Consider the following 22,856-nt stretch of genomic DNA (forward strand, 5'->3'; position numbering starts at 1 on the left):
ATCGTGGCACACCGGTGGACGTTGCTCCCGTGAGTTGGGCGTTCGCCGGGGTGATCGAAGGGTGCTCAGGGATTTCGTTCGGTGCGGCGCAATCCGGTCGTGGAACGGGTGGGTCGCCGAGCTATAGCAGCACAGCGTGCAGCGAAGGGCGGTGCTTTGTCCGTCGACTCCGTCAAGGCGGTAAGCATGCTTATTGGAAATCTGCCCGTCGCGGAAAGAGCCCGTCCTCATCAGAAAATGCAGTAAACACCGGCAGTGCGGCGCGCCGGTCCGCGATTTCCTGGACAGCGGCTCGGAACAAGGCCGTTGACGTCGCGTCCTGGGCGGGGTCGTCGCTGAACAAATATCGATCCCCTGCCAGCTGGATCCAAAGCTGCACCTGATGAAGCTGGGCGTCGGCCCGGGCGGCGGGCGCCTTTCCATTGATGCCCGCAATGTATTGATTGGAGTCGAAAAGGCCACCGGCTTCGGAAAAGTAAAAGAATGCGGCACCTGCTAGCTGGTCCGCGGGAAGGAATTGTACAGCGATGTTTCCCGGTGTTCCGCTCAGTTCCTTCAGCAGAATCCAATGCACATGCCGCGCGACGATCTCGTCGACGAAGCTGGTGAGAACATCGGCCGTCGCCACTCCCGTGGCGGAAGTGCGGGCCTGGGCCAATGCGGTGTCGGCGAATGCGTCGGTGTCGGTGTCGGCTGTTTGTTCGAGCGAAGCGTGCGCGGCGAAATTGCGGGCGTGCGTTAGCTCGTGAACGAGCACGCCAAGGAGTGTAACCGGGGCCCTTGTTTGATTCGATTGCAGAACGATCGCTTCTCGCCCAAGAATAACCGAGTCCCGTATAACAATGAAAACGTGAGTGCTGCCGGCAGATTGGAAAGGTATCGTTCTGCCGAGCGCACTCCCGAGGACTATCAGATCGTCGAAGTAGTCTCCTGCGCTCATACCGTCTTGCGTTGGATCGGCGGCCTGAATGAAGGCCGGCCGGATGTCAATCGCGCGACTCTGCGCGACGATGCCGAGGATCTCGCCAGAATTCAGACGGGAGAGTGCAGACTGGGCCAGTCTTCGCCGCCAAGAGTCGAGCGGCGCACTCATCAGTGATACGAGTTCACGCGCCACGAAGGGCTCAACTCGGTGGGCCACGACGGCTGGGCTGAATTCGGCGAATGCCGGATCCAGCACGGGCGGGGCGAAGAATAGGTCATCGTCGAGCGCCTTCGACGTGCCCGATCCTACGACGGGATCGTTGGGTATTTGTCCTTTGTGGGTTTTGTACGCAGTGACTGCGCTACCAGTTTGGTTACCGAAGAAACCGGTGTCGCCATCGGGAATCGAGAAGCCCAGTTCCATCAAGGCGTTTTGCACACGCTTGACGGGGAGTCCATCCTCTCCCGACAACATGCGATGACGGCCGGCAAAGCACTCCTCGAGGACAGGGTCACCAGAAAATCGCGGACCCGTTAGTGGCATCTCGACCCGACCTCCTCTGTTCGTCGGCAGGTGCGTCAGGATCAAGGTTGACAGATGCAACACTGGCGTTTCGGATAATTGCGGTATCTCGCGAAACTTCCGCTGTCGAAGACGCAGCGTTGAGGCGGTTGAGCAGTGCGACCGGAATCTCATCGTGCGACAGCGCTCTTTTCGGGAATCAGTGTCTGAGTGGCGCGTCAGGTGGCAGGAGATCGTCAGAGGTCACCGGACCCAATGCCGCGGCGATGGCCGCAACTCGGCTCCCGCACAACGTGGTTTGAAATAAACCGTCGAGGTCCATGTTGGCGGCACGGGCCGTTTTGGTTCAAGGGAGTGTGCATATACCCCGACTTCTTCGGTCAATGACGATGAAACCGGTAGGGCGGCAACGGAAAGATAGAGTATCGCTCGAAGGTGGGTGCTCGCGATTTCGTGTCATCCAGCTGCGAATGGCACCGTGCCGGCGTGGAACCACCAATTGAAGCACCCCGGCGAATGCAAATTCTGGGCGAATTTCGGACGCTCAACGATGGTTTGCTGCTGGTGCGGAGCGAGTTCTCCAAGGATGAGGGGTGTTTCGATATCCGGCATCGAGCAGCGGCCCCGGTCCGAGTTGCTGAAAGCCGATGAGTTTCATTCGGGCGTGCGCGTCATCGACGAGCCGCAGTCCGAAGGCCTTGAATCCTCCGAGCTGTCTGCGGCCGGCCGAATGGAGCTTGGGTGGAGTGGCCTTTCTGGTCGACGGCCCAGCACTGATTCACCCGTACCGAGTCGTGGCGGTAGATCTGCAAACAGCGCAAACCTGTGCTGGTCCTGCTGAACTCCCTGTGGGCGATCGAGAACAACATGGCCGAGGAAAAGTCCTTGTCTCAGTGTGCGGAGAGCTCCGTGGATGGCATCTACCGATGGCCCGCGGGCGGCATCTCGTTAGCGCCGGACCCATCAATGTCCGGGCAAAGCATGGACCGCAAGCAGCAGGCCGTTGACGTCCACGCCCGATGTGCCGTTTGCGGCCATTCGTCCGTTTCCGCCATCCCGCCCGCGATCCGACCGGTGCACCGTGTCGGCGGCGGGCACGGTCTGCGAATCGATGATGGCCGCAGTCGGGCACCGGCTCACGCCCGGCGAGTACCCATAGCTGGTCCCGGAGCGAGTCGTCGACGCGCTGCCACACACCGGCTCGCACCGTGCGGGTGAACGTGTCGTAGACCGTGGTCGGTGGTGGGAACTCCGCCGGCATCTGCCGCCGCGCGATCCCGCCCCGCAATAGATAGAGATTGGCGTCGTGGATCACACGGCGAGAATGCTTTTCGGGCCGTCCACCGCGGCCCGCGAAGTTGCTCGGCGGCAGTAGCGGTTCCAGGACCGCCCATTGGTGGTCGTTCAGTGACGAGGACGAATTCACCGCGCACCGGTGTCCCGCCGACGCGTGAGGCGGGCCCACGATCCGCCAGCGCTGCTCACCATCACGAGTTCTCGGACGCCTTCTCAGGTGATTGCCCGCATAAAGTTGAAGAGCCTTTATGATCGGCGTGGTGAGTACTCCCCAGTCGCGAGAGATAACACCCGAGCTTGATTCGCCGAAAGCCCGCAGACCACTGCGTGCAATCACGATCACCGCGACGATCGTCTCCGTCCTGCTGATCCTTTTTGTTGTCCCGTGGTGGACGTTGGTGATGTCGGGAACGCAGTGGCCGACTCCCGTGACCGCACTGGGAACCGTGGCCTTCGCGCTGACGTTGGTGGCACTGCCGGTGATGTTGGTTCTGAGCCACGGCCGCCGCCACCTCGATTGGGCAGGGTTGGTCGGCGACTCCATTCTGGGCATCATCTGGGTGCTGTTCGCATGGTCGGTGATCGGAAATCTCGCACGATTCGCGCTCGGTCTCGCTGGCGTCGAAGACCCGACTCGCTCGCGTTGGGTAGCCGCAGCCGTCATCGTCGTGTCCGTGATTCTCGTAATCTGGGGTAACCGGGAAGCCATGCGAGTGCCTCGGATCAAGCATGTAGACGTCGTGCTTCCGAGACTCGGCAAGGGGATGGATGGCACCCGCATTGTCGCGGTTACCGACACACATTTTGGTCCGATCAACCGCACGAAGTGGTCGGAGGGAGTGGCAGCAGCAGTGAACGAACTGCGCCCCGACATCGTGGCGCACGTCGGCGATATCGCCGACGGCACGGTAGAACAACGACGGGCTCAAGCAACACCACTCACCACCATGCGCGCCGAACTCGCGAAGGTCTATGTCACCGGCAACCACGAGTATCTCGGCGAGGCACAGGGCTGGCTCGATTACATGGACTCGATAGGCTGGGAAACACTGCACAACAAGCACATTGTCGTCGAACGCGGCGGCGACCGACTCATCATCGCGGGTGTCGACGACGCCACCGCGAAGTCCTCACAAATCGCAGGCCACGGCGCAAACTTCGACCAGGCTCTGGCCGGGGCCGACCAGGAACTGCCTGTGCTGATGTTGGCGCACCAACCCAAGCAGGTCTTCCAGTCCGAAGCCGCCGGAGTTGACCTGCAGATCGCGGGCCACACACATGGCGGGCAGATCTGGCCCTTCAACTTCCTGGTCCGCCTCGACCAACCCACCGTCCACGGCTTGAGCCGCCACGGTGAGCGCACTCAGCTCTATACAAGCCGGGGTTCCGGTTTCTGGGGGCCTCCGCTACGCATCTTCGCGCCGAGTGAAATCACTGTGATAACACTGCATTCGGCTTGATTAACTCGCGTCGCTCCAGTTCATGACGCAACTCTCGGTTCCGATATGTTTGCGAGAGCCGTGACCAGGCTGCTTCGCCAGGAGTCGAACCTGCTCGGCTAAGTCCGCCACCTGCTTGCGCGTCGCACTATGGGCTGCATCGTCGTGTTCCGCAACCGGCTCGAGCAACGAAGACGCCGGAGTGCCAGTTACGATGCCCGACAAGGCAATTCCGCCGATCGGCAGGGGCAGTTGCAATGAAAAGCATTGCCACCGCCGACCACCGTGCACGAGATCTTCGTCCGCTGGATCCGGTGCGGGGCGTGGCAGTACATCCACGACATGCTGCGCCACCGGCTACGGGCACGCCGGACACGACCGCTGCCCGCCCGCGGCAAGAAAACGAACGGCCGCAAACGGAACATCGCCGTCGAGGTCAACGGGTTGTTGCTCGCGGTGGTGGTGCGGCAACGGCAGGTTCGGGCCTGGTATTCCGGCGTCGTCGCCGAAAGGTCTGTGGTTAGTCCGTCGACGATGTGACGGCGCGTTGACGTGGTGCCCCCGGTCAGACTCGAACTGACACTGGACGGGTTTTGAACCTGCGGTCGTGGATGTTTGCAGATCGCAGTCACTGTTGATTGTTCATGAATGATGCAGTGGGGGAGCGGTATTCGGGTTTGCGACGTTGAACCATTTGGGCGGTTTTGAGGCTGCTGCGTACCCGCTGCTACCGGGGACAATACCGCCCGACAGTACTGGCAGCCGATGGTAGGTATTACGTCGTCTAGTACTTCCTGAATGAACTCATGACCCGTTCGGTGTGGTGCTTTCGTGGGCGTCGTAGTCATGGCGGGCTGTGGAGACCTTGTCCGTGTTGGTGTCGGCCCACTTCTTGAGTTGGGCGAAGACTCCGACCAGCGATAGGCCCAGGGCAGTGAGCTCGTATTCGACTTTGAGGGGGACGGTGGGTGTGACGGTGCGGGTGATGATTCCGTCTCGTTCGAGGTTGCGCAGGGTTTGGGTGAGCATTTTTTGGCTGACTCCGCCGATCCGGTGCGCCAGTTCGGAGTGCCGGATTGCGCAGAGCCGACCAGGCAGCACCGGGTGCAACTCGGGCAGTGGGGTCTCCGGTCCCATACGGTTGGGCCGTGACAGCAGCGGAAATTGACCCGAAAGACAATCCGGAGTACCTGACTCTGTCAGTAGCAGCCAAGGAGGCCGGTGTACGAGCGCAGCGGGCAGATCGCCACCGGGGCTGCTCGGGCGATACGATCGTTCATCCTCGACCGATAAGACGGCTCCGGGGACCTTCCCCGATTCAGTACGCGGTGCTTGTTCATCGCATCTGATGACCGAGGGGAATGGACGAGCGAACAGGCACGCGCGGCTTCGCTCGCGGTGGCACACGGATCGTGGGCGTGGCGCCCGATTCGCGAACTCTCATCCCGCTCGAGCAGCCGCAGTGGCTTAGCGACGCGATCATTCGGTTCTGGGCTCTGAGCGCCAGTCATGAGACCTCGCTGGCGGCGGGAGCAGCCCGCCCGGGCACTACAGCTAGGTAGTCGCTGCTTCCCGCGAGCGATTGCGACGAGTCAGGAGCGCATACGCTGCGCATCCGGCTCCCGCCACAACGCCCACGATTAGAAGCGATACCGGACCACCCCTTCCTGCTGGGAAAGCGGCAATTGCTGCGCCCATGACGGCGACACCGAGCGTCGCTCCCATCTGCCTAACCGCATTGAGTAGCCCGCTGACGGTGCCAGCGGTTCCATCCGGCGCGGCGCTAAGTACGGCGGAGATCAGTGCGGGAAGGGTAAATGAGATGCCGAAGCCAGTGGCGATAAGTCCCGCTGTGGTGAGCGCAGTGGGAAATCCTGAGACAACCGCAAGCGCTAGGGCAATCGCGCCGACGGCCACGAGTGTGAGGCCGGAGAGGATCGGCAGTTTGCTGCCATACCGCGCAACGATCTGCCCGGTCAAAAGTGGATTCAACGCGCACGGGATGGTGAGCGGCAGGAGGAACAGACCAATTTGTAGGGGCGTGAGCGAGAGGCTCTGAGTGAGGAGAAGTGGCAGCGCGAATATGACTCCGGTCAGGGCAAAGTTTACGGCCGCTCCGGCGACCAAGCCGGCGGCGACTCCTCGCGCGCGAAGGATCCGCGGGGCGAAGACCGGTGATGTGCTCCGGCGTTCAAGGACGACAAGGACTCCAGCAGCGACGAGGGCGGCAATACCCAGAAGTGCGGCCAGCAGCAATTCGCCCCCTCCGACGGAGATGAGCGCACCGCTCAGGAGCGCCAGGGTAATGCCGGCGAAGACCTGGGCTGCGTAGTCGATGTGTCTGGCAATTCGTACCGCGACGAATCCCTGACCGGCTACCAGAACTAGCGTCATTACCGCGACGGGGACGTTGATGAGGAACACGGCCCTCCATCCAGCCCAGCCCACCAGTAGGCCACCGATCAGGGGGCCTGCAGCGAGGCCGATGCCACTGATTGCTGTCCACAGGGCGAGTGCGTGCGAGCGCGCAGAAGTTTCGGGGTATAGGCGGGCGATCATTGCTGTGGACGCGGGGATACATGCGGCTGCTGCCACGCCGAGAAGCGCGCGCATCGCAATGAGTACACCGACGGAGGGGGCGAATGCAGTTAGGAGGGACAGCAGACCGAACGCCGCTATGCCATAGCGGAACATGCGATGAGGGCCGAACTTGTCGGCGACTGCGCCTGCTGAGAGAAGAAACGCGGCGAGGGTGATCGTGTAACCGTTGACGATCCATTGCACGCCCCCGACGGATGTGGTCAGCGACTGGGATATGTCAGGCTCGGCCACCGACAAAACGGTTGTGTCTAGCAGCACCATGAAGTACCCCAGCGAGAGCCCCAGCAAGGCGCGGACCCTATGGCCCGCCACCTTCTTCTCGGCCGCCTCGACCCCGATGTGCTCTCGTGGAATGGTCATTCTGGACTTTCTTTCGGAGCCGAAGTGATGTGCAGCGATCTGCTCGCTTAGCCTCGTCCGCGCCGAGCGGATGATCGACCGGGTGGCGCGTACGGTGAATTCGGAAAACCCGAACGGAGGCAAATGTGGAGCTCAGACAACTGCAGATCTTCCAAGCGGTTGCGAGGGAGGGCACAGTCGGAGCGGCAGCGGTTGCCCTCGATCGGGCGCCGTCGTCCGTTTCAGAACAGCTGCGTTCGCTGGAGCGCTCTCTCGGAGTCGCGCTCTTCGAACGTAAAGCCCGCGGCATGCATCTGACGCCCGCAGGAGAGCGACTTCGCGGCTGGGCTCGGATTCTCCTCGATCAGGCCGAGGCCGCGCGTCGCGACGTGTCGGCGAGTCCGATCGAGGTTCGCCTGGGAGCTCTGGAGAACTTGATGGCGATCCACGTACCGAACATGCTTCAACGTCTCGCGATACGACGTCCAGGCATAAGCCTCCGGACGGCTGTGCACACTAGCCGAATGGACCTTCTCACGGACGTGGCGGAGGGCGTTGTTGATGCAGGGCTGCTTCTCGACCTTGGAGACTCTCTAGGGGAACTCGGTTTTGAGCCGCCTCATGAGGATTTCATCTATCTCGATCTCGAACCGGTGCCCCTGTCGCTGGTGGCCGGCAACTCACATCCATTGGCGACGACACAGAACCCAGAGTCGAATCTCCTTCGGAGCTACCCTCTCATCGGCAACAACCCCGCCTGCTCCTTCTGGCTCGCCGCCAATCAGCTGGCCGGTGACGAAACCCCGCGAATCGAGGCTGGGAGCGTAGCGATAGCGAAAGCATGGACAGCTCAGGGGCTTGGCATCGCCTTGTTACCTGATTTCGCCCTTGGCCCCGAACTGACAAGTGGCAACCTTGTCCGGCTGCCGGCGGCCACGCCAGCGCTCACATTGCGGCTGGTGTGGCGTGCTGACCGAGAGACGAAACCCGGCGTTCGGGACATGCTCTATGCCGTCGCGGATCCCGCGCCCAAGCAGCACGAGGGTACCGCTCCGCGGGAGTCGGACGCGAGAGTCTCCCGCGGCGCTGAACCGCCCCTGGACCACGCCCACCCCGCACCGTAGTCCCGCCCTGGATGTTGACCGCGACAGCGTCCTACAACCCAGAAGCGCCCGATGCCACTGGTGGTCCCCGCTATCGGTCGCGGTGGTTGGTCGGTGTAGGTCGGTTGCCACTTGACGACTAACGGTGTTAGCCGTATCGTTCCGGCTAACACTGTTAGCCATCACGCAGGAATGGCGTGAGTCACGAGGAGTCGCCATGTGCAGCACGCTTTCCCCGAAGGTTTCCACCACCTCCGGTGCCACCCCGGGCCTGCATGCTCGCCGTGCAGGATGGGGCCTGTGGGCCGCGTTTTTACTTGCATTCGCGATCCTGGAGGGCGTCAACCACGGCGCAGGCGCCTGGATCGCGCTCGCAGTGGGCATGATCGCCCCGGACCTGACCTTCTTCGCGGCGATGGGCGCTAAGAAGCCCACCCATCAGGGACAGTTACCGGCACGCGCCGTCCCCTGGTACAACACCGCGCACCGCACCGCGATCCCGCTCGCGCTGGCCGTCGCGTACTCCGTCGGCCCGTTCCAGCTCCCCGTCCTGTTCACCTTCTTGCTGGCCTGGATGCTGCACATCGCGGTGGACCGGCTGGCCGGTTACAACCTCCGCACCAAGGAAGGATTGGTTCGTGCCTGACGCCCATACTCGCCTGGAGCAGATCGCCTGCGAGGCACGCAGCCTCCTGGAGGCGGAGGGCCCAGTGGCGCTGACGATGCGCCGCGTCGCCGACGCCGTCGGCATCCGTGCGCCCTCGCTGTACAAGCACCTGCCGGACAAGGCCGCTCTCGAGGCGCTGGTGGTGGCGGATGGCTTTGTCGAGCTGGCTGAGGCCTTGGAGAAGGCTGCCTCCGACGCAGGTTCGTCCGACGGCCGCCGGGGGCAGGTTCTTGCCGCCCTCTGTGACGCCTACCGCCGCTACGCTCTCGCTCACCCCCATCTCTACCGCTTGATGAACTACCGTCCACTCCGCCGCGATCTGCTGCCTGCCGGTCTGGAGGAGCGCTCGGCCCGCCCGCTGGTCGAGGCGGTCGGTGGAGATGAGGACCGTGCGCGCGCGATCTGGGCGTTCGCCCACGGCATGGTCACGTTGGAGATCGATGAGCGGTTTCCGGACGGCGTTGAGCTGGCCGGAGCCTGGCGCGCCGGCCTCGCTGCCTTCGCCTGAGGCTTGGGTCTTTGATCCTGTCGAGAAGGAGATTCCGGCAGGGGCCTGCGAACGCGATCATGGTCTCGGCGTGGACGCGCAGCTCGGTTCAGGTCGATGACGTTTTCCTCGGCCGACGCTGTCTTCTTGCGTCTCTGGTCGGCTGCTGTGACGGTGACGAGATCGGCGGGTGCAGATGAAAATGTCGCAGACTGCAGCGACCAGGGCGAGCGAGACGCGCTCTGGTTTCTGGGTCACCAGGCGGTAGACCTGGGAGGCGGATAGTTCGATGCCCCGTTCACGCAGGTGGGGAACTAGATCGGTGCTGTTGTGCATTCCTGCAGCGGCCATGAGTTCACTCAGCCTCCACGAGTAGTCCACTGTGCGACGCATGTCAGGCCTCTCCATCCTCGCGGCGAACACTGTGCGCTTCGGCCGGATCGCCGGTGTTCAGCGCTTGCTTGAGAGTCGAATCCAGCGCTCTTCGCAGAGTTTTGACACGGTAGTCGCTCGATACGCTTGTGTAGATGGCGGTGGTTGATGCGTATTCGTGACCGGCTTGTTCTTGCACGAACTTTGGGTCCATTCCGGATTCGATGAGATGAGTGATGTAGGAGCGGCGTAGGGAATGAACGACGAGTCCTCGAGGTAGGTCTAGGTCGTCGCAGTATCTACGGAAGCGGCGCAGTAGTGCGCGCTCTGAAACCGGCGATCCGCGCTCGCCTGTGAACAGGTCGCGATCGCCGGACATGCCGGGGAAGCCGTGGGTGATCCAGTCTTCAACGATCTCTGTGCCCAGTCGAAGAGGGTGAGGATCGAGCGGCGCTTGGGAGCTGATCCCTTACGTTTCCTACTAGCGATGTTCTCAACCTCATCATCCGCGCGATCGAAAAACGCGCGGAGTTCGTCAGACTCACCTTGCGTCTGCCCACGCGATGGCACTACGAACAATCATGGATGACCTTGTTCAACAAGATATTACGGCCGACCAGCCCGCTGATCACCTAATGATCCAGCCACCGACCACCCACGACGCGAAAGACCCCGTGAAACGACCCGATCACCGAGGTCGGACGATCACCATACCCAAAGCCAACTCAACGCCCGCAACAGATCTCAGCCCGCAATCACCAACCGATCGGCGCATCCCGGCTTAGCGAGACGAGGGCTTCCTTATTGCTCACGCACCATTGACGGAAGGTCCGGGGGCGGTGACCGGTGATGTGCTCGACCGTGTCGGTCGGCGCGCCGACCGTATCGGCACGCATGAGCGCCGCCAACTCGACCACGGCAGCGGCTAGTGCCGGCGGCGCCCCGTTCGGGAATCGGGCGGCGACGACGTCGTCGGGTGAGGACACGGTTCGCATGGGTGGCGAAAAACCGAGAACCTCGCGCAAGGTCTCGGCTTGGTCGGCCGTCGTGAGCGACTCTGGGCCGGTCAGCGTGTACGTCTTCCCGTCATGGCTTTCCGAGGTGAGGACCGCTGCTGCGGTCGCTGCGATGTCCGCAGGGTCGATGATGGCCTGACGCCCGGCGCCCGTCCCGTCGAGGAGGTATCCGTCTCGACGTAGGTTTTGCAGCCATTCGATCGTGTTGCTCATGAAGCCGCTGGCTCGCAGGATGGTGAAGCGGATGCCCGACTCGCGCACCATTACTTCCTTGTCATGGTGCCAGCGTCCCATGGCGGGCATGGGATCGCCCAGAACGTTGGTCGAGGACAGCAGGACGATGCGACGAACCCCTGTGGCGCGTGCGGCATCGACGGCGTGACGTGCGAGTGCCGTGTCGATTCCCGGGGTGAGGAGGAAAAGGCCATCGATTCCACCCATCGCGGCAACGAGTGTCGATGGGGCGCCCAGGTCGCCGATGGCCAACTCGACGCCATCCGGAAGAATAGAGGCCCTCCCTCGATCGCGAACAAAAGCTCGTACTGGCGCTCCTCTCTCGACCAGCTCGCGCACCACGTTAGTTCCGATGTTGCCAGTGGCCCCAGTGACTAATAACATAGCTGTACTCCGTTCGATAACCGGTTAATGATTGACGACGGTAACCGGTTAATGGAATACGGTCAAGGCCGTCCCATTCACACAGGAGGTAGCGCGTGTCAGAGTTTCTCAATCTCCACGGCACGACAAACAAGACAGTTAAAGCGCTCGCCGAACGCGCTGTGCAGCGGCACGGGCTGCATCTCGGTCAAGATCACCTGCTCGCGCAACTGTGGGATCGCGACGGGCAAACGCCAGGCGAGATCGCCAACGCAACCGGCGTCTCCACGCCAGCCGTCGTCAAGATGGCCACGCGTATGGCCGCGGGCGGTTGGATCTCTCGCCGTCGAGATGAACGCGACAGCCGTTTGGTGCGCCTGTGGCTCACGGACACCGGCCGGAACCTACAAGACCCCATCGAGCGGGAACGGCGGGAACTGGATGCGGCCTTGACCGCCGACCTGTCGCCAGAGGGCCGCACAATGCTCATGTCACTACTAGCGACCGTGCACGAAACCGGGTTACGCCTCCTCGCCCAGTGATGCGGCTCGGCCAGGCTTCACGTGACAAGAGCTGGTCCGTCCAACGCCGAAGCCTCTCTTGCTGATCGCCGATGTCACCAAGCGTCGCGACTCACGAGCCTCATCGCGATGTCGCGGGCGGCGGCATCGTGTCCCGATCTCTTACATTGCATGATCAGAGCTCGCACGGTCAGCAGGCTGCGGCGGCCGTGGACGGTGTCGGGACTGATGCAGCCCGTGTCGCGGAACCCGAGTTTCTCCAGGATCCGCCGAGACGCGACATTCCAGTCTCACACCGGCGCCCACAACCGCCGATAGCCGGCCGCGCCCGCCCCTGTGATCACAGCCTGGCCTGCTTCGGTCGCGTAACTGCAGTTGTGAACTGCGCGCAGCAAATTCGAAGGCCAGCTCGTCCGGTGATCCGTTCCCGTTGAAGACCGGCCCGCAATTACCCGATGACATCGGCCGTGCCCTTCCGCTCTACCGCGAGAAGCCCCGGCCTCGAAGCGTCGCGCTCTTCGCGGATCCGCGTGGCGATGTCCTCGTCGGCTGGACGTCCCTCGAGGTTTATCCGCCGGTGCAGTTGCACCCGCGGATTCCGTTCAGTCCACAATTGACGATAGATGGCTGCCTCGCCCACTCTCTGGCGTCGCAGGGTGAGGCGATCTGTCTCCAGAGTGTTTAAGCCTGGATGCACCGATGAGGTAGCAACCGATAGTGCGTCGTAGACGCGAAATGCCCTGTGGTGGCGCACTCCGCGGCCATCAACGCGTACTTCTCTACCGTTGATGGTTCGCCGCGAAGTTCCCCCAAGCACTTCGTGCAGGGAGGGACCCCCAGCCGACGCTTTTTTCAAGAACGCGATGTCTTTCTCCTGCTCGGCGACCTGCCGGCGCAACCGGGTCAACTCGTCGCGCTCAGCGGCCGTCAACGGCTCCTGGTCGCCCTGACCCGCGGCATCGAGACGCCGGCGTTCATCAGCCACCCAGCGGCCCAGCAGGCCTTCGTTGAGGCCGAGGTTGCGGGCGACCTCGGCGATGGATCGACCTGAATCGATCACTCGGTGCGCTGCATCGACCTTGTACTCGGTTGTGAACGACCGACGCTTCCGCGACATGTGAACATCTTCCCAGCGGGGCCAGTGATCCCGCTATCTCGGTGTCCACTACCTGGGGGAACCTTAGCCTGCTGCTGACGTTCCCTCGGGTGGCCGATCTAGGCCGCACGGTGGAGGCTGGTTTTGTGTGCCGAGGTACTACCCAGACTTATTATGGATATGTAGTGTCCATAATATGAAGGTCAGTGAAGGTGTGGAGTGGGGTATCCATGTGTGCATAACCCTGGCCGGGCTGGAGCCGGGGGAGGGGCGTACTGGCAGTGATCTGGCGAAAGTCTACGGTCTGCCGAAGCCGTACCTGCTCAAGTTCCTGCGCGCGCTCACGTCAGCAGACGTTCTGCAGGCCCGGCCTGGAGCAGGCGGCGGATTCCAATTGCAACGCAGCGCAGGCGAAGTCACGCTGGCCGACATTGTGACAGCGATCGAAGGACCTGAGCCGCTCTTTGTGTGCGATGAAATTCGTCAGCGTGGCACCAATGGGGCGGGTAGGTCCGCTACTGCGTTTCGTCGTCCCTGCGCAGTCGTTTTCGCGATGCGAGCAGCGGAAATCGCTTGGCGCAGAGAACTTGCCGCGACGACGGTTGCCGACCTCGTGGGGCGGGTCCCCGGCAAACCGTAAGCAGATGATTTCTCGAATGAAGGGCCTTCGATGGCATCGGTTACGACTTCACCGGCACCGACAGACACCGAGCGCGGTCTCTCTGCTGTCCTGATTCTCGCGCTGGGCACGTTCGCGGTCGGGACGGACGCGTTCATTCTTGCTGCGTTCTTACCGTCCATGGCCGACGACTTTGCCGTATCGACTTCCGCCGCCGGTATGTCGGTCACGGTGTTCGCTGTCGGGTACGCCGTCCTCGCGCCCGTGGTGGCGTCAGTGACTTCAGCGGTTCCGCGTGGAACGCTGCTCGTGGCGGCGATGGTGTTGCTTGCGGTGGCCAACATTGCATCCGCGTTCGCTCCGTCGTTGTGGGTGCTTCTGGCAACCCGGGTGTTAGCAGCGGCTGGGGCGGCTGCGTACACGCCGAATGCTGGCGCTGCGAGTGCCCTGCTCGTCAGGCCTGAGCTGCGCGCGCGTGCGCTGGCAGTTGTGATTGGCGGGCTTACAGTTGCCACTGCGATAGGCGTTCCACTTGGCAACGTCGCCGACGAATTGTTCGGTTGGCGGACGGCTTTGGCGCTTGTCGCGGTGATGTGTGTCGTCGCCGCGATTGGAATCGGTGCCCTTATGCCGACCATGCCAGGTCAGGCGCGGGTTCCGGTGCGCAAACGCTTGGCAGTGTTGGGCAACCATGACGTCCGACGCGTCGTCCCGCTGACTGTCCTGGGCATGACGGCGTGCTACACCGCCTATGCGTACACGGTTGCGGCTTTGGGGGCGCTCGACATAGATGGCGCCGCAATCACTGTGATGTTGTCCCTTTACGGTGTCGGAGCCGTCGTAGGCAATATTGCAGCCGGGTGGTCGACGGATCGGTGGGGATCGCGGCGCGTTTTGTTGATTGCGTACGCAGTCATGGCAATTGCGCTCATTGGAGGGGCCGTCGCCCTGGCTGCCGACTACCAGTGGGTGGTGCTGATAGGTGTACTTTTCGTTCTGTGGGGCGCGTCCAGTTGGGCTCAAACACCGCCGCAGCAACATCGGTTGCTTGCGGCCGCGCCTGCAGAAGGACCTCTGGTGGTGGCTTTGAACTCCTCGGGCATCTATCTGGGCATTGGTTTGGGGACGGTTCTTGGGTCCGTGTTTGTCGATCGAGTACCAGCGATGATGTTTGCCACGGGCGCGGCCCTGTCGGGAGTCGCCTTCGTGTTCCTCGCATTGACGTCCCGTCGCCCAGATTCGGCGTGACCGGATGCTTGCCGCATACGTTGACCGGATAGGGCCGCCGGCGGAGGTTCGTGTCGGTGAACTGCCGGACCCATTCGTAAGCCGGGACAGCTCCTGGTGCGAGTTGAGGCGTGCACTGTGAACCCCGTCGGGTGCATTGCGGTGGGTCTTCGACCCCGCGGTGAAGCGGTGTGTGGAGTCTTCGCCGGCATTCCCGACGATCACTCCGCATCAACTGCGGCATACCTGCGCATCGCTGGCCATTAGTGCCGGCGCGAACGTCAAGGTCCTTCAGGCGCTGCTAGGGCATAGGACAGCGACCATGACACTCGATCGTTATGGGCACCTGATGCCGGACGATCTGGACGAAATTTCCAAGGCAATGGATGCTGCTGCTGAATCTGCTGCGTACTGGGATTGAATCGAGCGATGGTGACCAGCAGTGAAACTACCTCTAACCTGCGCGAATATTGTGCCCCGGTCAGACTCGAACTGACACTGGACGGGTTTTGAACCTGCGGTCGTGGATGTTTGCAGATTGTTGGCGTTGTTGAGGTTTGATGGATTATGTAGTGGGGGAGCGGTATTCGTGTTGTCCCATTGGGTGAGTCGGCAGGTTTCGGTGCAGCTGCGTACCCTCTGCGTACCGGGGAACGGTCATGCTCGATTGGAGCAGCAGCCGATAGTCGCTGCTTCCGTACACCCAAAGCAGAAGCGTGACCGTAAACCGTGGGTCGAAGGAGGCGCGGTCAACTACGAACGCCATCGCTTCAGTGACATATGACTCGGAGATGACCCGAAGCAACCGTCCCCATTTCCGCCGGCCGGTGAGCCCCTCTCAGCCGGACCTAAACATGAAAATGCTATGAGTATGAGTCAATTGATCATCCTCGAGGCGTCAGGCCGACGAGCACCGCGTTCACTACATCGATTACGAATGGGCTGTCGAGCGAATCGATCGTCTTGTTGTTGGCCATGACCAAGAGCCCTTGCAGTGTGGCAAAAAATGTTGTTCCGATAGTTTGCGCATCACCCGCGAGGTTGCCGGTCGATAGGCCAACGTCGATCAGGGCCGCGACTGGCTGAAAACTTGATGCGCGCGCACGCCGAAGCTCGCCTGAAACGTCTCCCTTCCGATAGGTCGACATGAGACCGAACAGCCCAGGGTTGTCGGTGGAAAATCGCACGAAGGCAATAGCCACGTCGTGCAAGGTGGAGGTGAAGTCACGGTCGTGGGTGTCGGCGGCTGCGGCGAGATTGTCGCCCAGCCGTCGAAAACCCTCGACGGCCAATGACTCCAACAGTGCGGCCTTATCGCCGAAATGTCGGCGCGGCGCTCCGTGGCTTACTCCCAGGTCGCGCGCCAGTTCTCGCAGCGAAAGACTCTCAATCCCTGAAATGCTAAGTCGCTCTTCTGCTTTAGTGAGCAACGCGGCACGAAGGTCTCCGTGATGGTAGCCGTGATCCATGTGAGAACACTACCAACCGCGGGGTGATGTAGTCATTGACAACATTGCTGCTGCGCGTTTACCGTGTCACAGGACACAGGGAGGAATGCCAATGAAGACCAACGAGTTATCCCCATCGATCGGCGTCGAGGTAACCGGGGTGTCGGGATCTGCTTTCAACTCCGCCGAGACGGCTGACACGGCCATGCGGCTGCTCAAGCAACGCGGGGTGGTCGTCTTTCGCGGCGCGAACATCAGTGACCCCGACCTCGTGGCCTTCAGCCGGATGCTCGGGGACGTGGTCGTCGCCAAGGTAGGCGGGCTCCCGAACCATCCGGAGGTCTCCCCGGTCACGCTTGATCCGACCAGGAGCAAGCTGGCCGAACTGCGCCGCAGCACCATCTTTTGGCATGTCGACGGGCTCACAGATGACGTACCGCAGAAGGCCACGCTGCTGACCGCTCGGGAGGTGGCCGACGAAGGCGGGGACACTGAGTTCGCGAATACCTATGCCGCTTATGACGCTTTGAGTGACGAGAAGAAGGCCGAACTGGCCGGCTACCGGGTCGTCCACAGCCTGGCCGCCGCCCAGATGTTGGTCTACCCCGACGCCTCGGAGAAAGACAAACAGATGTGGGACAGGCTTCCCGCTCGCGAGCATCCACTGATCTGGAGCCATCGGGATGGTCGGCACTCGCTACTCGTCGGTGCGACAGCAGGCCAAGTGGTCGGCATGACCGCCGAGGACAGTCGAGAGTTCCTCGACAGCATCCTCGACTGGACAACGCAACCGCAATTCGTCCTTCGCCACAAGTGGCGAGTAGGCGATCTCGTCATCTGGGACAACACCGGTCTTCTTCATCGAGCGATTCCCTACGAGCCCACGTCACGCCGCCTGATGCATCGCACCACGCTGGTCGGCGATGAGGCGGTGGCGTAATGATTTCACCGGCATTCTCGGTCCCGCGTGCCGCGATCATTACCGGCGGGGCGTCCGGGATCGGCTTGGCGATCGCCGAACGCTTGGCGGAGGAAGGCGCATCGGTCGCGATTTTCGACCGTAATGCCGACGCGGCTTCCGAGGCTGCCGAGAAGATCACGGGATCGGGCTATCGTGCGATCGGACTCGGCGTCGACGTCACGGACCGGCCGCGGATCGACGAAGCGGTCGAAGAGGTTCGTCGCGAGATCGGGCCGCCGACCATACTGGTGAACTCTGCGGGGATGGACGGCTTCGAGCCCTTTCTGACGATATCCGCAGAAAGCTGGCAGCGACTCCTTGCGGTGAATTTGACCGGAACCTTCGACTGTTGCCAGGCCGTCGTACCAGACATGATCGATGCCGGATGGGGCCGGATCATCAACATCTCCTCGTCGAGTGCACAGACCGGCAATCCGTGGATGGTGCACTACTCGGCGGCCAAGGCTGGGGTTGTTGGATTCACCAAGGCGCTTGCCAAAGAGTTGGGCCCCAAGGGAATTACGGTGAACACGGTGCCGCCGGGTTTCATTGACACCCCAATGCTGCGTCGGACCGAAGAGAAAGGACTCCTCGGTCCGGGCATCGAGGCCGCTGAGGCGACCACCCCGATGCGCAGGGTCGGCAAACCTGAAGACATCGCGGCCGCATGCGCCTACCTGGCTCGAGAAGACGCGGGTTACGTTACCGGGCAAGTGATCCCCGTCAATGGCGGAAGGACCATCTGACGTAATCGACCGTAAGCCGATCAGTCTGGACGAGACCCTTCGAAACGGTCGAGGTATTCGGCTACGACTCTCAGGGTTCGTTCATGGCCAGTGGTAATACCGAGTCCGTTTTCGAGACCAATCGTCCGGCCGATGCTGGCAATGACAACCGAGACGACTTCGGCATCCAATCCCTCGTGCTCGGCATAGCCACGAACTACGTGTTCTAGCGCCGCGACCTGGGCCTCACGAAACTGATCTGCCCCGGCGGCCAGTTCCTCGCGAATCTGCTCCCGGTGGGCGCCAAGGGCCATGAACTCTGTGGTCAAACGTGATCCACGCGGGTCGACTGTCATGTCCCAAAGTGCATGCAAAGGCTTCTCAGAAGCGAATGCCTGGCGTTGCGCTTCCAGATTGGCCTGGTAGCCGCGCCGCAGAACTGCGAGGAAGAGATCGTCCATTGTCGGAAAGTAGTAATAGACCATGGCGCGCTGAACTTCGGCCTTTTCCGCGACCCGGCGCGACGTGGCAGCCGCGTATCCCTCGTCGAGCATGATCTCGATTGTGGCGTCGAGAAGCTTCTCGCGGGTGCCGGTATTGCGTTGCCCGACACGGCTCGTTGCGCTCATTTAGTTCCTGTCCTATCCCACGCAGTAGTGCTGGCGCGAATCCCTAGCCCTTGACCCAGTCACACGCAGCTGCTAAGCATACAACCAGAGTCTAATTAGGCGATCGCCTAAATAGAGAACGAAGCGCCACTGACGGATTGAACGAGCAGCGGTGTCAACGGCAGAAGGACGATGGTCTGACATGGCACGAATTGATCCACTGACCCCCTCAGAGTTCCCTGCGGAAATGCGTGGGGCACTGGCGGCTATGGTTCCGCCCCAACCGACCCATGAACCGATGCCCACCAAGGATCGGCCCAAAGCCCTTCTTGCGCTTGGCACTATGGCGCATCATCCCGCTCTAGCTCGCGCCTTCTTCACGCTCAATGGACATATTCTCCGAGCAACAACGCTGTCTGAGCGTCAACGTGAACTTCTTGTCATGAGGGTTGCTGCCGTCCGCAAAAGCCCCTACGAATGGGCGCAACATTTGTTTGTTGCTCGCGATGCCGGGCTGACGGACGAAGAAGTTGGTCGTATCGCGTACGGACCTGATGCACCATTTTGGAGCGATCTCGAAGCGGCCATGCTCCGCGCCGTGGACGAACTCATTCTCGATGGTGCCGTCAGCGCTTCCACCTGGCACACACTCGCAGCCGAGCTGGATCGTCAGCAGCTTCTCGACCTGATCTTCACCGTCGGTACCTACGGGTTGCTCGCGTCGCTATTCAACACTTTGGAACTGGGGATTGACGGCGATATCGACAAGCTGATGCAGCAGTACGACACCCTTTTCCAGAATGGACAATAACGATGCGCATCGGTCTGACCGGACACGGTTCCACCGTCGAGAAGATAGTCAAGCAGGCGCAAGACGCCGAAGACCATGGTTTCTCGTCGCTCTGGTACGCCAGCAACGTTGTTCGAGATCCGTTGACTGCCATGGCGATTGCAGGACGTGAAACCACCCGAATTGAATTGGGAACCGGTGTCCTGCAAACGTATCCGTGTCATCCGATCCTGCAGGCCAATCGCGTCGCCGCAGCTGCGGACGCCATGGGCCGATCGGGTCTGGCACTAGGTTTAGGTCCCTCGCACGAATCTTCGATCCGGGACGTCTATGGGCTCTCCTACAATCATCCTGGCCGCAACACAGAAGAGTATCTGCAGATCATTTCCGCCCTACTCCACGGCGAGTCGGTCGATTTCACTGGCGAGGATTGGAGTGCCCACGCCCAGGCGACGCCACCAACGCATCGTGTACCGGTACTGCTGTCGGCACTGTCCCCGCGCATGCTGCGCATCGCCGGGCAATTCGCCGACGGGACGATACTGTGGATGGCCTCTGCCACAGCCATTGAGACGCACATAGCACCTAAGGTCAATGCGGCTGCTTCCCTGGCGGGCCGGCCACGCCCACGCATTATTGCCGGCCTGCCGGTAGCTGTACACAATGATGTCGACGCCGCACGAACGGCGACCGCGGCGACTTCTGGAATGTACGCGGAAATGCCCAATTATCAACGCATCATAGAGACCGGCGGCGGGACCACCGCGGCCGAGATCGCAATCGTCGGCGACGAGAGTTCAGTCCAGAAACAGTTGCAACAGCTCCTGGACGCAGGGGCAACCGAAATTTGGGCACAACCGGTTGCCGTGGGCCAAGACCGCGCCGAGCGGGAGGCGTCAAGAATGCGCACCGTGGCATTCCTCAGCGAGCTGACGATATAGCCAAGCAAGCGCGTCCACTCCTGCATGCGCGTAAATCACATATAACTCCCTGAAATTCGAAAGGCCACAATGAAATTGCAATCAATTCTGGACGAGGTGCGTGACCTTCCAGGTACTGGCGAACTGATTCCGGTCATCAACCCAGTGACCGAGGAGCAGATCACCGAGTTCGCCGATGGAGGGTCGAAGGCCGTTGACGAAGCCGTTTCACGCGCACGGGCTTCCTTCGATTCTGGTGTCTGGCATGGACTGCCGGGCAACGAGCGCGCCAAAATCCTGTGGCGTGCAGCTGACTTGATTGACGAGCACGCAGCCGAACTGGCGGAGATCGACTCGCTCAACACTGGTATGCCTCTTGTCCAAGCTCAGTCGATTATCGGAACCAGCGCCGAATTTTTCCGCTACTACGGTGGGTGGTGCACCAAGCTCAATGGAATTGCTCACGACATCCAGATGACGGGAGGAATTACCGGTGTCTATTCGAACATGCACGGCTACACCATCAAAGAGCCCATCGGTGTCGCTGCACTGATATTCCCCTGGAATGGCCCCGTCTTCAATGCGGCCGCGAAACTCGCACCTGCACTCGCTGCAGGCTGCAGCGTCGTCGTCAAACCAGCTGAAGAAACCCCCCTTTCAGCGCTACTGTTGGTCAAGCTGTTGGCTCAGGCCGGCGTCCCCGACGGTGTTGTCAATCTGGTAAACGGTCACGGACACACCACCGGAGCGGCACTGACCGAACACCCGGGCGTCGATAAGATTGCCTTCACCGGGTCCACTGAAGTCGGCAAGAAAATTGTGCAGGCAGCTAGCGGAAACCTCAAGAAGGTCACACTCGAACTCGGCGGTAAATCGCCCGTCTTGATCTATGACGACGCCGATCTGAACAAAGCCATAATGATGGCGGCAATGGGTATTTTCGTGCACTCCGGGCAAGGATGTGTGTGCGGATCGCGTATCTTCGTCCAACGCGGCGTCTACGACCAGGTGGTGGAAGGCATCGCCACAGTGGCGAACAACCTCAAACTCGGCGGACCCCAAGAAGAGCACAGCATCATCGGTCCCTTGATCAGTCAAAAACAGCTCGCTCGCGTCCTGGGATTCATCGACGAGGGCAAACGTGACGGTGTCGAAGTCGTTGCCGGCGGACACCGGCTCGATCGGACCGGCTACTTCGTTCACCCGACCGTGTTGACCGATGTCAGCCCCGACATGAGGCTTTACAAGGAGGAAATCTTCGGCCCCGTCGTGCCGATCATGCCGTTCGACGACGACGACGAGGTGATTGCCCTGGCCAACGACACTAGCTACGGGCTGGCCGCCACCGCCTGGACACAGGACGTCGGCCGAGCTCATCGTCTCGCAAAGCGGCTCGATGCCGGAACCGTAACTCTGAACTGCCAATTGGTCTTTGATCACGCCATGCCATTCGGAGGTTATAAACAATCCGGTTGGGGCTACGAGTTCGGTCGCGAAGGCATTGAAGCCTACATGAAAACGAAGTCGGTCTTCACGCAAATATAGGCCGACGACACTGCCAGATCGGTTGACGGCGCGTGCGTTATCAACGCCATATCCCGGTCGTTATATCGAAACAGCGCGAACACCAGCCCGCCGGGCTCTGCACAACTAATACGAACGATACTGAAAGGTTAGGTTGGATTATGACCGGACGATTGGAAGGTAAGGTTGCCTTCATCACTGGAGCAGCACGGGGACAGGGCCGCAGCCATGCGGTGCGGTTGGCCCAGGAAGGTGCCGACATCATTGCCGTCGATGTCTGCGGCCCGATCACACTCGACAGTCCCATTCCGGCGGCCACATCTGCAGATCTCGCTGAGACCGCTGACCTGGTGAAAGGCCTAGATCGACGAGTGATCACGGCCGAAGTGGATGTACGCGACTACGACGCCTTGAAATCCGCGCTCGATCTCGGAGTCGAACAATTGGGTCGACTGGATGTCATCGTGGCCAATGCCGGAATCGGCAATGGTGGCCAGACACTGGACAAGACCAGTGAAAGCGACTGGACCGAGATGATCGACGTCAACCTGGCGGGAGTATGGAAAACCGTTAAAGCCGGTGTCCCGCACCTTATTTCTGGAGGACGCGGCGGATCGATCGTTCTTACAAGCTCGGTCGGAGGCCTCAAGGCGTACCCCAACACCGGGCACTACATTGCCGCCAAACATGGCGTTATCGGCCTCATGCGTACGTTCGCGATGGAACTCGGAGAACACTCGATCCGGGTCAATTCAGTTGCGCCGACAAACGTGAACACACCGATGTTCATGAACGAAGCCACGATGCGACTGTTCCGACCTGACCTCGAAAATCCGGGACCCGAGGATATGCTGACCGTCTCGCAGATGATGCATGTATTGCCCACCGGGTGTGTCGAGCCGGAGGACATCAGCAATGCAGTTTTGTTCCTCGCCTCTGATGAAGCACGGTTTGTTACTGGCATCACGCTCCCCGTCGATGCAGGGAGTCTCCTCAAATAGTGGGGTGGATAGTTTACGAGAAGTAATGGCGAGATTCGACGGCTCGACCGAG

The 22,856-nt window shown here is 61.3% G+C and carries 23 protein-coding genes and 3 pseudogenes; 15 read left to right on the top strand and 11 right to left on the bottom strand.

Translation table 11 applies throughout. The features are described from left to right. Positions 1-190 precede the first annotated feature (190 nt). The 3 genes and pseudogenes from AC1D75_RS13945 to AC1D75_RS13955 form a co-directional block, all read right to left on the bottom strand. The gene (locus tag AC1D75_RS13945) at positions 191-1,468 is read right to left on the bottom strand and encodes a peptidoglycan-binding protein (protein ID WP_495515773.1); all 1,278 of its coding nucleotides are present in this window, start codon (positions 1,466-1,468) and stop codon (positions 191-193) included. Between the two features lie 942 nt (positions 1,469-2,410). After that, a complete protein-coding gene (locus AC1D75_RS13950; RefSeq protein WP_495516096.1) occupies positions 2,411-2,587 on the bottom strand; it encodes a hypothetical protein in 177 nt (58 codons plus the stop codon). 100 nt (positions 2,588-2,687) lie between these two features. Further along, a pseudogene (locus AC1D75_RS13955) lies at positions 2,688-3,086 on the bottom strand (transposase); the annotation flags it as partial. On the opposite strand from AC1D75_RS13955, the gene AC1D75_RS13960 reads away from it, so the two are divergent. Next, positions 3,004-4,203, top strand: coding sequence for a metallophosphoesterase (locus AC1D75_RS13960; protein WP_495515774.1), 1,200 nt, complete (start codon positions 3,004-3,006; stop codon positions 4,201-4,203). The pseudogene AC1D75_RS13955 and the gene AC1D75_RS13960 sit on opposite strands and share 83 nt — an antisense overlap. 246 nt (positions 4,204-4,449) lie before the next feature. Further along, the gene (locus AC1D75_RS13965; protein WP_495515775.1) at positions 4,450-4,722 is read left to right on the top strand and encodes a hypothetical protein; all 273 of its coding nucleotides are present in this window, start codon (positions 4,450-4,452) and stop codon (positions 4,720-4,722) included. A gap of 264 nt (positions 4,723-4,986) precedes the next feature. Here the strand turns inward: AC1D75_RS13965 and AC1D75_RS13970 are convergent, their stop codons facing one another. Both AC1D75_RS13970 and AC1D75_RS13975 read right to left on the bottom strand, forming a co-directional pair. Beyond that, positions 4,987-5,319, bottom strand: a complete 333-nt coding sequence (locus AC1D75_RS13970) for a winged helix-turn-helix transcriptional regulator (protein WP_495515776.1) — start codon at positions 5,317-5,319, stop codon at positions 4,987-4,989. Positions 5,320-5,736: 417 nt separating this feature from the next. Then, on the bottom strand, positions 5,737-7,143 hold the full coding sequence (locus tag AC1D75_RS13975; protein WP_495515777.1) for an MFS transporter: 1,407 nt from the start codon (positions 7,141-7,143) through the stop codon (positions 5,737-5,739). Between the two features lie 125 nt (positions 7,144-7,268). Between AC1D75_RS13975 and AC1D75_RS13980 the strand changes: the two genes are divergently transcribed. From AC1D75_RS13980 to AC1D75_RS13990, 3 genes are all read left to right on the top strand, one after another. After that, the gene (locus AC1D75_RS13980; RefSeq protein WP_495515778.1) at positions 7,269-8,246 is read left to right on the top strand and encodes a LysR family transcriptional regulator; all 978 of its coding nucleotides are present in this window, start codon (positions 7,269-7,271) and stop codon (positions 8,244-8,246) included. A gap of 196 nt (positions 8,247-8,442) precedes the next feature. Then, positions 8,443-8,871, top strand: coding sequence for a DUF4260 family protein (locus tag AC1D75_RS13985; RefSeq protein WP_495515779.1), 429 nt, complete (start codon positions 8,443-8,445; stop codon positions 8,869-8,871). Continuing rightward, on the top strand, positions 8,864-9,400 hold the full coding sequence (locus AC1D75_RS13990) for a TetR/AcrR family transcriptional regulator (protein ID WP_495515780.1): 537 nt from the start codon (positions 8,864-8,866) through the stop codon (positions 9,398-9,400). Before AC1D75_RS13985 ends, AC1D75_RS13990 begins: the two co-directional genes overlap by 8 nt. Positions 9,401-9,465: 65 nt before the next feature. Here AC1D75_RS13990 and AC1D75_RS13995 read toward each other — a convergent pair. The 3 genes and pseudogenes from AC1D75_RS13995 to AC1D75_RS14005 all read right to left on the bottom strand — a co-directional run. Beyond that, positions 9,466-9,772 (bottom strand): annotated as a pseudogene (locus AC1D75_RS13995) (helix-turn-helix domain-containing protein); the annotation flags it as partial. 1 nt (position 9,773) lies between these two features. Then, positions 9,774-10,285: pseudogene (locus AC1D75_RS14000) on the bottom strand (tyrosine-type recombinase/integrase); the annotation flags it as partial. A 221-nt stretch (positions 10,286-10,506) separates the two neighbouring features. Beyond that, positions 10,507-11,385: an SDR family oxidoreductase gene (locus tag AC1D75_RS14005; RefSeq protein WP_495515781.1), complete on the bottom strand. Its 879-nt coding sequence runs from the start codon at positions 11,383-11,385 to the stop codon at positions 10,507-10,509. 95 nt (positions 11,386-11,480) lie between these two features. Here AC1D75_RS14005 and AC1D75_RS14010 point away from each other — a divergent pair, with 95 nt between their 5' ends. Beyond that, the gene (locus AC1D75_RS14010; protein ID WP_495515782.1) at positions 11,481-11,906 is read left to right on the top strand and encodes a MarR family winged helix-turn-helix transcriptional regulator; all 426 of its coding nucleotides are present in this window, start codon (positions 11,481-11,483) and stop codon (positions 11,904-11,906) included. A gap of 427 nt (positions 11,907-12,333) precedes the next feature. Here AC1D75_RS14010 and AC1D75_RS14015 read toward each other — a convergent pair whose 3' ends face one another. After that, on the bottom strand, positions 12,334-13,002 hold the full coding sequence (locus AC1D75_RS14015) for a transposase (RefSeq protein ID WP_495515783.1): 669 nt from the start codon (positions 13,000-13,002) through the stop codon (positions 12,334-12,336). Positions 13,003-13,177: 175 nt separating this feature from the next. Here AC1D75_RS14015 and AC1D75_RS14020 point away from each other — a divergent pair, with 175 nt between their 5' ends. The 3 genes from AC1D75_RS14020 to AC1D75_RS14030 all read left to right on the top strand — a co-directional run bounded on the left by AC1D75_RS14020 (position 13,178) and on the right by AC1D75_RS14030 (position 15,248). Continuing rightward, positions 13,178-13,621 (top strand): RrF2 family transcriptional regulator, encoded by a 444-nt coding sequence (locus tag AC1D75_RS14020; protein WP_495515784.1) that lies wholly within the window; start codon positions 13,178-13,180, stop codon positions 13,619-13,621. 102 nt (positions 13,622-13,723) lie between these two features. Continuing rightward, the gene (locus AC1D75_RS14025; RefSeq protein ID WP_495516082.1) at positions 13,724-14,848 is read left to right on the top strand and encodes an MFS transporter; all 1,125 of its coding nucleotides are present in this window, start codon (positions 13,724-13,726) and stop codon (positions 14,846-14,848) included. Positions 14,849-15,020: 172 nt separating this feature from the next. After that, positions 15,021-15,248: a tyrosine-type recombinase/integrase gene (locus tag AC1D75_RS14030; protein ID WP_495515785.1), complete on the top strand. Its 228-nt coding sequence runs from the start codon at positions 15,021-15,023 to the stop codon at positions 15,246-15,248. A gap of 463 nt (positions 15,249-15,711) precedes the next feature. Here the strand turns inward: AC1D75_RS14030 and AC1D75_RS14035 are convergent, their stop codons facing one another. Next, positions 15,712-16,296 carry a TetR/AcrR family transcriptional regulator gene (locus AC1D75_RS14035; protein ID WP_495515786.1) on the bottom strand — a complete coding sequence of 195 codons (585 nt, stop codon included), beginning with the start codon at positions 16,294-16,296 and terminating at the stop codon, positions 15,712-15,714. A gap of 85 nt (positions 16,297-16,381) precedes the next feature. Between AC1D75_RS14035 and AC1D75_RS14040 the strand changes: the two genes are divergently transcribed. Beyond that, positions 16,382-17,215: a TauD/TfdA dioxygenase family protein gene (locus AC1D75_RS14040; protein WP_495515787.1), complete on the top strand. Its 834-nt coding sequence runs from the start codon at positions 16,382-16,384 to the stop codon at positions 17,213-17,215. Further along, complete coding sequence (locus tag AC1D75_RS14045) at positions 17,215-17,982, top strand: SDR family NAD(P)-dependent oxidoreductase (protein WP_495515788.1); 768 nt, start codon at positions 17,215-17,217, stop codon at positions 17,980-17,982. The genes AC1D75_RS14040 and AC1D75_RS14045 overlap by 1 nt, the downstream gene beginning before the upstream one ends. 20 nt (positions 17,983-18,002) lie before the next feature. Here AC1D75_RS14045 and AC1D75_RS14050 read toward each other — a convergent pair whose 3' ends face one another. Then, positions 18,003-18,590 carry a TetR/AcrR family transcriptional regulator gene (locus AC1D75_RS14050; protein WP_495515789.1) on the bottom strand — a complete coding sequence of 196 codons (588 nt, stop codon included), beginning with the start codon at positions 18,588-18,590 and terminating at the stop codon, positions 18,003-18,005. A gap of 181 nt (positions 18,591-18,771) precedes the next feature. Here AC1D75_RS14050 and AC1D75_RS14055 point away from each other — a divergent pair, with 181 nt between their 5' ends. The 4 genes from AC1D75_RS14055 (at position 18,772) to AC1D75_RS14070 (ending at position 22,804) form a co-directional block, all read left to right on the top strand. Further along, on the top strand, positions 18,772-19,380 hold the full coding sequence (locus AC1D75_RS14055; protein ID WP_495515790.1) for a carboxymuconolactone decarboxylase family protein: 609 nt from the start codon (positions 18,772-18,774) through the stop codon (positions 19,378-19,380). A gap of 2 nt (positions 19,381-19,382) precedes the next feature. Continuing rightward, positions 19,383-20,300, top strand: coding sequence for a TIGR03564 family F420-dependent LLM class oxidoreductase (locus AC1D75_RS14060; RefSeq protein ID WP_495515791.1), 918 nt, complete (start codon positions 19,383-19,385; stop codon positions 20,298-20,300). A gap of 69 nt (positions 20,301-20,369) precedes the next feature. Further along, positions 20,370-21,824 carry an aldehyde dehydrogenase family protein gene (locus AC1D75_RS14065; protein ID WP_495515792.1) on the top strand — a complete coding sequence of 485 codons (1,455 nt, stop codon included), beginning with the start codon at positions 20,370-20,372 and terminating at the stop codon, positions 21,822-21,824. 140 nt (positions 21,825-21,964) lie between these two features. After that, on the top strand, positions 21,965-22,804 hold the full coding sequence (locus tag AC1D75_RS14070; RefSeq protein ID WP_495515793.1) for a mycofactocin-coupled SDR family oxidoreductase: 840 nt from the start codon (positions 21,965-21,967) through the stop codon (positions 22,802-22,804). Positions 22,805-22,856 lie beyond the last annotated feature (52 nt).

The sequence above is a fragment of the Williamsia sp. Y712 genome, assembly GCF_059445525.1.